The following is a 12,164-nucleotide window of genomic DNA, read 5'->3' as shown; positions in this document are numbered from 1 at the left end:
GAGGAGTCGACCATGCCTGACGAGAACGAGTCGGCGGTGCCCGGGCGGGCGGCATCCGAGCCGGCGAAGCCCTGGTGGCCGTCGCAGCTGCACATGCTCGTCTGGATCACCTGCGGCGCGCTGCTGCTCGCACTCGCGTTCGGCGGATGGCACGAGGGCCTCATGGTGCGGCTCGAGAATGGCGAGCTCTACGAACCGTCCGACGCCGCAGCTGCCGGCGCCCTCGGGTACTTCAGCGCGTTCTTCGAGCGGGTATTCATCGTCGCGGGCATGGGCGCGATCGTGCTCGGCGGCGTCGTCGCTGCCCTCGCCCACCACCGCAGCACGGTTTGACGCGCGCGAAGGACCCATCCCGCCCGAAGTGCAGCGGCGACACCACCTTTCCACCGGATATTGCGGGCGACAAGACCGGTGCAATATCTTGAGCTCGGCATCCGCGCGATTTAGGCGATCGTGCGTGTTGCGGTGCCGATCTTGGGGAAGATCAAGCTCGCGTGAAGGCGATGTTCGCGGACCGCGATTCTGGGGGAGCAATTGTCAGGTCATTTCTCCGCGGACGCAGTTGGATCCGCGCACGCAGCAAGCCACCCGCCAATTCGCGCAGCGCAACGGCGTAGCCGTCCGCACACCGCACACCGCACACCGGCAGCGGTACTTGCGCTGTTCACCACCCTGGCGCTGTTCGTCGCACTCATGGTGCCGCAGCCTGCACACGCTGCGCGCATGAATTGGCCGGGTCACTGGACGAATCCCGCGGGTGCCGCCCAATGGGAGGATTGGAACTTCAACGCGTGCGGGTATGCCCACATCAACGGGGAGAGCGCCGCGCACTTGGGCTCGGATTCCCAGGGATACCTCTCCGGCCCCGTCCGTTCAATCGGCAAGGGTTGGGTCAAACGCACGACAGGCGACCGAGGTATCAATTCGATCCTCCACGTCGAGTATCAGTCGGCGTCAGGCCCGTTCACCCTCATTTATCAGCACATCGTTCCATCGGTCGCAGTAGGCGCAGAGGTGCAGGCCGGTACCCAGGTGGGGACGGTCGCGAACTGGGCGGGCAACAGCCACGTCCACGTCTCGGTTATCCCAGGGGCTTATTCTGCCCGCACCTCGAGCTACGGGTATCGCGGCTGCTCGACTGGCGCCGGGGCGAACCAGGGTCACGTGAACCCGATCCCATGGCTCACCGCGAACGGTCCCGCACCAATCGGACCACCGCCCCCCTCAGCTATCGACGGCGGTCGAGAGATCCCCGTCGTAGGGACACGAAAGTGCATGGACGCTGAAGGCGCCGGCACCGCGAATGGCACGCGGATCCACATGTGGGACTGCCATGGGGGAAGCAACCAACGATGGAAAGCGACCGCGGACGGTCTCCTTCGGCTCTACGGCAACTACAACATGTGCCTCGACGCGAATGGAGGCGCATCGGTCCACTTGTGGTCATGTGACGCGAACAACCCCAACCAGCGATGGTCGCGACATGATGACGGAACCATCCGTTGGGACGGCAACGGTCTCTGCCTCGACACTGCGGACGACTCGTACTCGAATGGCGCACGGCTCCAGCTCTGGAGTTGCTCGGGCGCAGGCATACCACGATGGGATGACGGCGGCTTGTTCCCAAGGGTGCCCGTCGCGTCGGGTAAGCAGATTCAGGTTGCTGGCACCAACTCATGCATCGATATCACAGACGCAGGGGTGGCAAACGGCACCCGGGTCCAGATGTGGAACTGTCTTGGGAACGCCGCCCAAACGTGGCGATGGTCCGACGGCCTCCTGCGCGCGTACAACAACTACGCAAAGTGTCTGGCAGCTGACACATCGGGCGGTCTACGGCCAGGGAGTCGGGTGCTGATCGCCGACTGTTCCGCGGGCAGTAGTAATCAGATCTGGTCGCGCACGGGCAGTGGCGCGATCGCATCAGGACAAACCGGGCTCTGTCTTGATACCCCCGGCACCGGGTACGAGAACAGTGCACCCCTTCAGCTCTGGGATTGTGCCGCGACCGCAGTGCCCATCTGGACGGAGAACGGTGCACTGCCGCTGCCCGCGATTTCATCCGCCAAACCGTCGCTCGCAGGTAAGGCAGCGGTCGGTCAGACGCTGAGAGCAGAAACCGGCGCATGGACCGCGGGAACAGCCTTCGCGTACAAGTGGCTCGTCAACGGATCAGCGGTCAACGGCGCAGTACAGTCGACCTTCATTCCCACGCAAGCGCACGCAGGCATGACAGTCACTGTCGCTGTAACCGGCTCACTGGCGGGATACGTGTCGAGCACGAGGACATCGTCACCCTCAGCGATCGTCGTGGGCGGAGTGCTGACGAGCTCCACACCAACGATTGCGGGCGCTGCGGTCGTCGGACAAGTCCTCACTGCAAAACCGGGCACCTGGACTTCGGGCACCAAGCTCACCTACCAGTGGTTCGCAAACGGGAAGGCGATCTCCGGCGCAACTTCCTCAGAGATCCAGTTGAACGCGAACCATGCCGACAAGTCGATGAGCGTGGCTATCGCTGGCGAGAAGGCGGGATTCACGTCCGCCTCAAGGACGTCAAAGGCAACTGCGTCCGTGCGCCGCGCGCTCGGCGCCGCCGTTCCGAAGATCACTGGAAGCGCGGTAGTCGGGCGGACGATGAGCGCTCACCCAGGGTCGTGGACATCGGGGGCCACGTTCACCTATCAGTGGGCAGCCGACGGAAGGGCCATCGCCGGCGCGACGAAATCGACCATCACGCTGACCTCGGCGCACGCGGGGACGAAGCTCACCGTAGCCGTCACCGGCCGAAAGCCCGGGTACACGACAGTGACTCGGACTTCGCTTGCGAGTGGAGTTGTGACCGGCGGCACACTGAAGGCAACAACGCCGACCATTTCGGGCACTGCGGTCGTCGGCAAGTCGCTCACGGCGAAAACCGGTGCCTGGACACCAGGAGTGAAGCTTGCTTACCGGTGGTACGCCGGAAGCGACGAGATCCCCGGGGCGACCACACCGACGCTCAAGCTGACTTCAGCCCACGCAGGCAAGAAGATCTCGGTTCTGGTTTCTGGGTCGAAACTTGGATTCACACCGATCGCGAGGAAGTCGGCTGCTACCGCGTCGGTCCTGTTTGCGCTTTCAAGCGCGAAGCCGACGATCAGCGGCCAAGCGATCGTCGGTTCGACATTGACGGCGCGGGTGGAAAACTGGACGACAGGTGCGAAGCTCACATACCAGTGGTCCGCTGATGGCGCACCGATTCGTGGGGCAGTCCACACCACGTTCAAGCTGACGGATCGTTTCGCGGGCAAGCGGGTCACAGTTGCCGTCACAGGCACGCGAGCCGGGTACACCTCTGCAACCGAGATATCGGCTGCCTCGACTGCGGTGCTCAAGGTACTGTCGACGTCGACGCCGACCATCTCAGGCACCGCGATCGTCGGTGGCAAACTCGTCGCGAAGGCGGGGTCTTGGACCTCTGGCTCGACACTGAAGTATCAATGGCTCGCCTCAGGGTCCTCGATTCGAGGCGCGACCAGTAGCACCTTCACGCTGACCGCGGATCAAGCAGGCAAGGCGATGACAGTCGTCGTCACAGGCTCGAAGACGGGCTACGCGACAACGAGCAAGTCTTCAAAGGCGACAGCCACCGTGTTGCGATCGATGTCGAGTACCGCGCCGGCCATCACGGGCACGGCCGTAGAAGGCCAAACCCTCGGCGCAAACCCCGGGAAGTGGACTGCAGGAGCGCAGATCACCTACCAGTGGCTGAGTGACGGCAAGGCGATCGCCGGAGCGACTCAGCCGACTCTGAAGCTCGGCTCTCTCCACGTGGGGAAGACGATTTCAGTTCGTGCGGCTGGATCGAAGTCGGGATATGCGAGCGCGATTCGCACATCCGCATCAACTCCCCGCATCTTGCGCGCGCTGAGAATCGACACTCCCACGGTCACTGGGACGCCGAGGGTGGGGCAGACTCTCAAGGCAAACATGCGTTCCTGGACGCCGGGAACGACACTGCGATATCAATGGCTGGCGAATGACTCCCCGATCCCGGGCGCGACGAGCACTACTCTCATACTCGGCACAGCCCAGGCAGGAAAGACTCTCCGTGTACGGGTGACCGGAGAAAAGAGCGGATACGGGAGCACTTCTCGTACTTCAATCCCTACGGTGCGGGTGCCACTTCTGACGTTCACAACGTCGCCCTCGCCGACGGTGACGGGTTCGACCAGGCCGGGGAGCACTCTTATTGCCGACGCCGGATCATGGCACCCGCAGCCCGTCATTCTCTCGTATCAATGGCTGCGAAACGGCGCAGCGATCAGCGGAGCAATGGACCGCACGTATCTCACGACCATCGACGACGTGAACGCGTCGATCAGTGTTCGAGTCAGCGCCGGGAGAGTCGGCTATGCAACGGTGGAAAGAACATCGCCGAGCGTGCATCTTCCAGCGGCGACCGAACTGAGAAGCGGTGAGACACTTACAGCCGGGGCATTCGTCTCGTCGCCAAGTAGCGCATTTGCCCTCATGATGCAGTCGGATGGGGCTCTCGTCCTCCTCGATGTCCATCGAGGATCACGGCTCTGGTCGACTCCCATGACAGGTGCCGGCTCTCATGCTGTGCTGCAGGGCGACGGCAACTTTGTTGTGTACGACGCCGCCGGTGGCGCCCGCTGGGCGAGTGACTCCCGCGGGAACGCGGTGACCCTCAGGGTGCACGACGACGGAAACGTCGTTATCTACGAGGGCGGCTCAGCAGTCTGGACGCGCTTGGTCGTGGGATGGATCACTGTGGCGCAGGGCGCCACGACCGGGTTCGGCCGAGGGACCCAGGGAATGCCGGCGCCGACCTTGAACGGCTCGATCAATCGGATTTACCCCCCGGGAGCACGCTTGGCTGTGGTGTGCGGTACCACGAGCGGGCAACCAGTCGATGGCGCGGCGACGCCAGGAGTCTCCCGGACCGCAACCTGGCACCGCCTTGCGAACGGCGACTGGGTTCCGGACGCCGACTTCGTCACCGGGGTGAATGGGCTCATTCCAGGGGAGCCACATTGCTGAGCCCCAACGCCGCGCAGTTGAAGGCCGCGCGCTCGTTGGGGACGGCCAGGCGTAGCTCCGGGCGGCGACCGTGGCATCCGCTAGTCTGACCGTCGAGCAGCCATGACGTGAGGGGGTCAGATGCCGGCATCGCCGCGCCCTCGCGCCGCTCGCAGGCCCTTCCACCGCGTCGCACAAGCGGTCCTAGGCACCCTCCGCAGCGGTGAGTACTTCACCCGCTGGTCGCTCATCCTCGCGTTCATCGTCGGCACGTTCCTCAGCGTCCCGAGTGTCGGCGAACCCTCACTCATCGGCTACGCGAAGGGCGTGCTCGTCGCCGCCCTCGGCTTCCTCCCGCTCGCCATCATCGGAGGGTTCGGCGCGATGGCCGAACGCCGTCTCACCTCGGGCGGTGCCCGCATCGTCGTCATCGCGATCACCATCGTCGCCATCGCGGCGCTCCGCCCCTTTGTCAACGACGCCATCAGCCTCGGATTGTTCGACACCGCCACTGGCGCCAACTGGCCCTCCCGCATCACGACGAACGTCATCACGTCGTTCGCGCTGCTCTCGATCTGCGCCATTGCCGTCTCCTACCACCGCCAACTCCGTGCGACGACGGCGCGACTGCGCGACGCCGGTGGCCGTATGCGCGCGGGCATCGCCCACGCCGACCGCATGCTCACCGGCATCCCCGACCTGCTCCACTCGACCGCAGTCGACCTGCGCACGCACCGCGACCTGCTCCTCAGCGGCCCGCTCACGTACGAAGCCGTACGCGCGTTCTGCGAGCGCGTCCGCACCGCCAGCCACCGACTCGACGAGCACGGCCGCACCGACCCGCCCCCCACATCCGAAGTCACCGTGCAGGGCACGCGCCCCGTGCCGCTGCTCGGCAGGCTGGCACCCACGCCGCCGCTCGTCGTGTGCCTCACCTACGTCGCGGCCGCCCTCCCCTTCGGCATCGCCCACGGCGGCATGGACGTCATCGTCATCACGCTCGTCGTCGCCGTCGTGCTCGACCTCGCAGCCGGCGTAGCCGTCCGCGCGACCCGCCGCCTCGCGCCGCGGCCGCGTGGCGTCGTCTTTCTCTCGATCTGGTTCGTCGTCGGCGTCGGCGTGGTGTGCCACACGTACATCCAGGTGCCGCAGGTCGGCACGCTCGGGCTCGTCCCCCTCATCGGCATCCCGCTCGTCGCCGTCATCATCAGCGTCTCGGTCGACGCGTACCGCCGCGCTCGCTCCGAAGAGCTGCGAGCCACCGCGCAACTGCGCAGCAGCGCCGTCGAACTCGCCGCCGCCGTCGAAGCAGCGCGCGCGCCGCTCCAGCAGGCGGTCGACATCCTCCACGGCAGGCTCCAGGGCCGCTGCGTCATCTTCGCCGCGCGCATCGACGACGGCCAGCTCGACGACGCCACGATCGCCACGTTCCGCGTCGAGACCGACGACATCCTCGACTACCTCCTCCGCAGCACCTCCGATGCGGATGCCGACGGCGAAACCGTCGACGACCTCCTTCAGGCGTGGTCGGTCGTCATGCGCGTGCAGGCCGACACCGACGACGACGCCCGCGCGGCCCTCACCGATCCGCACGCCCGACGCGCCGCCGTCGGGCTCGTCAACGAAGCGCTCGTGAACGCCGTCAAGCACTCCGCAGCGCGCGCGGCATCCGTCCGCATCTCGCAGGCCGACGACGCGATCCGCGTCCGCGTCTCGAGCGCCGGCACCCTCGGCACCGGGGTCCACGGACTCGGCGGCCAGACCGCCCGCACCACCCTCAGGCAAGTCGGCGACGACGTCGTGCTCGAAGGGCTCGTTTCCGTCGGCGACGCCTGACGCGCCGCGCCCGTCATCGCGACATCAGGCCGACACACCGCTGTGGCAGACTGATCCCATTCAACTGGGGCGCCTGTGGGGGGCGGAACACGAGAGGCGTCATGGAGCTCAGCGACTACATCCGCATCCTGCGCAAGAACTGGGTCATCATCGTCGTGCTGACGATGCTGGGGCTTGGTGCAGCCGCAGGCTACTCCCTTACCAGGACGCCCACCTACGAGGCATCCAGCACGGTCTTCGTCTCGACCCAGACCGGCGGCAGCGCAGCCGAACTCCAGCAGGGCTCGAGCTTCACGCAACAGCGCATCAACACCTACGTCGGTGTCGCGACCAAGCCCATCGTGCTGAACACGGTCATCGCCGACCTCGACCTCGGCATCACGGCGTCGCGCCTCGCCGACCAGGTCGGCGTCTCGGCGCCGCTCAACTCGACGCTCATCGACATCCGCGTCGAAGACACCGACCCGGTTCGCGCGGCCGACATCTCGAACGCGATCGCCGCGAGTCTCGCCTCCGTCGTCCCCTCGCTCGAGCCCGAATCAGCAGACGGCATGAGTCCCGTGCTGCTCACCCGCGTCGAAGACGCGCAGCCCGCCCTCTCGCCGGCGAGCCCGAACATCCCGCTCAACCTCGCGCTCGGTGCACTCGTCGGCCTCGCCAGCGGCATCGGGCTCGCCGTCCTGCGCACCGTGCTCGACAACCGCGTCCGCACCCCGCGCGACGCCGAGCAGATCACCGAAGCACCCAGCCTCGGCGCGATCGCCTACGACGCGAAGGCGAAAGACCGGCCGCTCATCGTGCACGCCGACCCGCTCAGCCCGCGCGCCGAGTCGTTCCGCGCCCTGCGCACCAACCTGCAGTTCCTCGACATGGGCGGGCGCTCGAGCTTCGTCGTGACCAGCTCGATCCCGAGCGAGGGCAAGTCGACCACGACGATCAACCTCGCGATCGCCCTCGCCGACGCCGGCAAGAAGGTCGCCCTGATCGACACCGACCTCCGTCGCCCGAAGGTCGCCGAGTACCTCGGCATCGAAGGTGGCGCGGGCCTCACCGACGTGCTCATCGGCCGCGTCCGCGTGGGCGACGTCATGCTGCCCTGGGGCGGCCGCAGCTTGTTCGTCCTGCCCGCCGGCAAGATCCCGCCGAACCCGAGCGAGCTCCTGGGCTCCAAGCAGATGGCGACGCTGCTCGGCGCACTCGAGCGCGACTTCGACGTCGTCCTGTGCGACGCCCCGCCCTTGCTCCCCGTGACGGATGCCGCCATCCTCGGCCGCGCCACCTCGGGGGCGATCCTCATCGTCGCCGCGGGTCGCACGACCCGCCACCAGCTGCAGGGGGCGAGCGACGCGCTCACCACCGTCGGCGCCAAGCTTGCGGGCTTCGTCATGTCGATGGTGCCCACCCGCGGGCCCGACTCGTACTACAACGGGTACGGCTACGGATATGGGTACGGCTACACCGAGTACTCGCAGGACACCGCGAAGGGCAAGGCCAAGCGCGGTCGCTCCCGGCGCGCACCGATCGCGTCACTGCCGACGACCGACTTGCGGGACTTGAACCTCGACCCCGGCAACACCGCGGAGCCGCGCGACGACCGCTGAGCGTCAGTCGCGGTCGAAGAGCGACTGCACGCGTGCGCGCAGGTCGCGCGGCATGAACGGCTTCACGAGGTAGTCGTCGGCGCCGGCGGCCTCTGCGCGCGCGAGATCCTGCGGCGACGAGCGTGCCGTGATCATCATGATGCGGGTGCGCTCGAAGTCGGGGTCGGCGCGAAGCGCAGCGCACACCTCGATGCCCGTCTTGATCGGCATCATCCAGTCGAGGATCACCAGATCGGGGTGGTGGGCATACGCCGCAGCCAGTCCCGCACCGCCGTCGTGAGCGACTTCGACCTCGTGTCCGACGCCGACGAGCACATGGCGGAGAAGCGACGCCACATCGGTGTCGTCTTCCACCACGAGAACGTTCGCCACGTCTCCACCCGCTCTTGTCTGACACCGAATCGGCGGTGTCGCTCTCACGATACACTCGCGCATCGCCCGCGAAGGTACGGTGTATCCGTGACGACTCGCGAGGTGCTCAGGTGAAGCCTCACCGCGTCGCGCCCGCGATCGCGATGTGGACGCTCACACCGGCCGGGATCTTCGCCCTCGGCGTCCTCGGCGCCTCGCTCCATGCCCCCGGACTCCTCATCGCGCCGTGGTGGCCCGCGGCCGGACTGTCGCTGTGGTTCGCGCTCCGTGTCGCGCCCCAGCACCGGGCGCTGGCCCTCGTCCTCATCTTCGTCGTGACCGCCGCGGCGAACGCCGTCACCGGCCGCCCGTTCCCGCTGTGCGTCGTCTACGGCGCCCTCAACACGGTCGAGATCATCGCCGCACTCAGCATCCTGAAGGCGTGGCGCACCCCCTACCGACTCGACTCGTTCGCCGCGGCCGCGCGGTTCGTCTTCGCGGCGTTCATCGGAGCACTCGTCCTGAGCGTGAGCGTGAGCGCGATCGGCGCGATCTTCCTCGGCGGCTCGTTCTGGACGACCGTCGTCATCGCCTTCGCGTCGCACAGCTCGGCGATGATGCTGATCGCCCCGTTCGCCGCACTCCCGCGGCGGCTGCCCGACCGGATCAACCCCCTCGAGCTCGTCCTCCACGCGACGATCGCCGCCGCCGCGACGATCCTCGCGTTCGGCCCGTTCTCGAGCGCGCCGCTCGCGTTCCTCGTGTTCGCCGCGCTCGCGTGGGGTGCGCTCCGGTTCCCGATGCACATCGCGTTGACGCAGTCGCTCGTCATCGCCGTCGCGGTCATCGCGCTCGTGCTCTCACCGGGAGACGTGTTCGGCGTGGCCGGCACCTCCATCAACGTCACCGTGACGCTTGTCACGTTCCTGAGCACCGTCGGCGTCTTCACCGTCCTCGTCGTGGCATCCCGCCACGAGAGCAAAACGAACGCCGCCATCGCCCTCACCGCAGCGCACGACGTCGCCGAAGCCGAGCGCGAACGGGCCGCGACCCTCAGCATGCGGCTCGATCTCGAACGGCAGCGTGAGGACTTCGTCACCGCGACCAGCCACGAACTGCGTACACCGGCGACCAACATCCTCGGCTACAGCGAACTGCTCGTGGCCGCCCAGCTCCCGCCGGAGCTCGCCGACTGGTCGAGGGCGGTGCACCGCAGCGCGACGCGCCTGAAACTCCTCCTCGACGACCTGCACCACTCCACTGCGGACCCGGCCCCTCCCGTCGAAGAGACCGACGTCGATGGGTTGATCCGCGTCACCCGCGATGCCCATGCGAAGGACGCGCTGGCGCACCGCACGACGATCGAGATCGTCGGCTCGTGCGGACTCGTCGCGAAGTCGAACACCGTCGACGCCCAGCGAGCACTGTCGAGCCTGGTCTCGAACGCCGTGAAATTCAGCGCCGAGCAGCCGGTGCGGATCTTCGCCCACCGTAACGGCGACCATGCCGTCGTCACGGTCGTCGACAGCGGCGCCGGCATGACCCCCGAGACCCTCGCCAACGCCTTCGAACGCTTCTACCGCGGCGCCGACGCCGAGGCCGCCGTCTCGGGCCTCGGACTCGGACTCGCGACCGCGCGCGAACTCGCCCAGCGCAACGGCGGCGACGTGCGACTCGACTCGACCCCCGGTGGCGGCACCCGCGCTTCGCTGCACCTCCCGGCGACGAATGCCCCTTCCGCCACTGTGTGACGCCCTCGTCATCCTCACGTCACATAGGACTGCTACGTTCGAACGCGGGGACGATTCCGGGGGGAAGGCGGGGAAGTGGCGATCGATGTGGTGCACACACCGACACCGACACGCGACAAGGGTGACGACGTGAACGATGCAAGGCGATCGTGGCGACGCACCTACGCGCGACGAATCTGGTTCAGCGACCTCATCGTGCTGGTCTGGATCGTCTTCGGCACGCAGATCGCATGGTTCGGCACCGGGCAGGCCGAGGTCGCGGTCAAGAGCGGCATCGTCGCGAACGACTTCTCGTATTGGTCGTTCTCGTCGATCCTCGTCGTCCTCTGGATGTGGTCGCTCTCCCTGGCTGACACGCGCGATCACCGCATCATCGGCGCAGGCAACACCGAGTACGTCCGCATCACCCGCGCCAGCGTCACCCTGTTCGGCGTGATCGCGATCATCGCGTTCCTCACTCGCATCGAGGTCGCCCGCGGCTTCCTGCTCATCAGCCTGCCGCTCGGGCTCCTCATCCTGCTCTTCGAGCGGTGGCTGTGGCGCCAATGGCTCGTCGCGCAGCGCAAGACCGGCCGGTACTCCGCCCAGGTGCTCCTCGTCGGCTCACGACGCTCCGTCACCGAGGTGGCAGCCGAACTCATCCGCGCCCCCGGCAACGGCTACCACGTCGTCGGGGCGTGCATCCCGAGCGGAGCGATCGCCGACACCATCGAGGGCACCGGCATCCCGATCATGGGGTCGATCAACGCCGTGAGTGCGGCGATGGATGCCAGCGGTGCCGACACCGTCGTCATCACGAGCACCGACGAACTCCCCCACGACAAGGTGAAAGAGATCTCCTGGGGCCTCGAAGCGGGCCGCCAGCACCTCGTCCTCGCCGCAGGCATCGCCGACATCGCCGGTCCCCGCATCACCTCACGACCCGTCGCGGGACTCCCCCTCATCCACGTCGAGACACCGCGTTTCTCGGGCGGACAGCGTGTCGCCAAGCGGGTCCTCGACGTCACGGCATCCGCCTTCGGCCTCATCCTCATCAGCCCGCTGCTCGTCTTCCTCGCGATCTCCATCCGTCTCTCGAGCGAAGGCCCCATCCTGTTCCGCCAGACCCGCACCGGGCGGGGTGGGCGTGAGTTCACCATGCTGAAGTTCCGCTCGATGGTGGTGAATGCCGAAGCGCTGCTGCCCGAACTCGCGGCGCAGCAGCGCGACGCCGGCAACGACGTGCTCTTCAAGATGAAGAACGACCCGCGCGTCACCCCGATCGGCCGCATCATGCGCCGGCTCAGCCTCGACGAGCTCCCCCAGCTGTTCAACGTGCTCGGCGGCTCGATGTCACTCGTCGGTCCACGCCCGCCGCTCCCGCGCGAAGTCGAGCTCTACGCCGACCACGTGCACCGCCGCTTCCTCGTGAAGCCCGGCATCACCGGACTCTGGCAGGTCAGCGGTCGTTCGTCGCTGTCATGGGACGAGTCCGTGCGCCTCGACCTCTCCTACGTCGAGAACTGGAGCCTCGTGGGCGACATCGTGATCATCGCGAAGACCGCCCGAGCCGCCCTCGCCCCCGGCGAGACCGCCTTCTGACACGAAGCGCCGCGCT

Annotated in this window: 7 protein-coding genes; 6 read left to right on the top strand and 1 reads right to left on the bottom strand. The window is 67.0% G+C overall.

What is annotated here, in order from left to right:
- The first annotated feature begins 12 nt into the window (after positions 1-12).
- The 4 genes from QNI14_RS08260 (at position 13) to QNI14_RS08245 (ending at position 8,465) form a co-directional block, all read left to right on the top strand.
- A complete protein-coding gene (locus tag QNI14_RS08260; protein WP_283716063.1) occupies positions 13-333 on the top strand; it encodes a hypothetical protein in 321 nt (106 codons plus the stop codon).
- A gap of 360 nt (positions 334-693) precedes the next feature.
- A complete protein-coding gene (locus QNI14_RS08255; protein ID WP_347177828.1) occupies positions 694-5,049 on the top strand; it encodes a ricin-type beta-trefoil lectin domain protein in 4,356 nt (1,451 codons plus the stop codon).
- Positions 5,050-5,169: 120 nt separating this feature from the next.
- Complete coding sequence (locus tag QNI14_RS08250; RefSeq protein ID WP_283716062.1) at positions 5,170-6,864, top strand: sensor histidine kinase; 1,695 nt, start codon at positions 5,170-5,172, stop codon at positions 6,862-6,864.
- 101 nt (positions 6,865-6,965) lie between these two features.
- Complete coding sequence (locus tag QNI14_RS08245) at positions 6,966-8,465, top strand: tyrosine-protein kinase domain-containing protein (RefSeq protein WP_283716061.1); 1,500 nt, start codon at positions 6,966-6,968, stop codon at positions 8,463-8,465.
- A 3-nt stretch (positions 8,466-8,468) separates the two neighbouring features.
- Here QNI14_RS08245 and QNI14_RS08240 read toward each other — a convergent pair whose 3' ends face one another.
- Positions 8,469-8,837 carry a response regulator transcription factor gene (locus QNI14_RS08240; RefSeq protein ID WP_283716060.1) on the bottom strand — a complete coding sequence of 123 codons (369 nt, stop codon included), beginning with the start codon at positions 8,835-8,837 and terminating at the stop codon, positions 8,469-8,471.
- Positions 8,838-8,947: 110 nt separating this feature from the next.
- On the opposite strand from QNI14_RS08240, the gene QNI14_RS08235 reads away from it, so the two are divergent.
- Both QNI14_RS08235 and QNI14_RS08230 read left to right on the top strand, forming a co-directional pair.
- Positions 8,948-10,567, top strand: coding sequence for a sensor histidine kinase (locus QNI14_RS08235; protein ID WP_283716059.1), 1,620 nt, complete (start codon positions 8,948-8,950; stop codon positions 10,565-10,567).
- Between the two features lie 129 nt (positions 10,568-10,696).
- Positions 10,697-12,148 carry a sugar transferase gene (locus tag QNI14_RS08230; RefSeq protein ID WP_283716058.1) on the top strand — a complete coding sequence of 484 codons (1,452 nt, stop codon included), beginning with the start codon at positions 10,697-10,699 and terminating at the stop codon, positions 12,146-12,148.
- Positions 12,149-12,164: the final 16 nt, after the last annotated feature.

Origin of the sequence: Microbacterium dauci, assembly GCF_030065535.1 — a bacterium.
Lineage (GTDB): Bacteria > Actinomycetota > Actinomycetes > Actinomycetales > Microbacteriaceae > Microbacterium > Microbacterium dauci.
The sequence above is the reverse complement of the archived record's forward strand: the minus strand, read 5'-3'. Positions and strand labels throughout refer to the sequence as shown.

Bases quoted from the DNA above. Each gene is read 5' to 3' on its own strand.
- QNI14_RS08245 (WP_283716061.1), top strand. From the start codon at position 6,966: ATGGAGCTCAGCGACTACATCCGCATCCTGCGCAAGAACTGGGTCATC.
- QNI14_RS08260 (WP_283716063.1), top strand. From the start codon at position 13: ATGCCTGACGAGAACGAGTCGGCGGTGCCCGGGCGGGCGGCATCCGAG.
- QNI14_RS08255 (WP_347177828.1), top strand. From the start codon at position 694: ATGGTGCCGCAGCCTGCACACGCTGCGCGCATGAATTGGCCGGGTCAC.
- QNI14_RS08250 (WP_283716062.1), top strand. From the start codon at position 5,170: ATGCCGGCATCGCCGCGCCCTCGCGCCGCTCGCAGGCCCTTCCACCGC.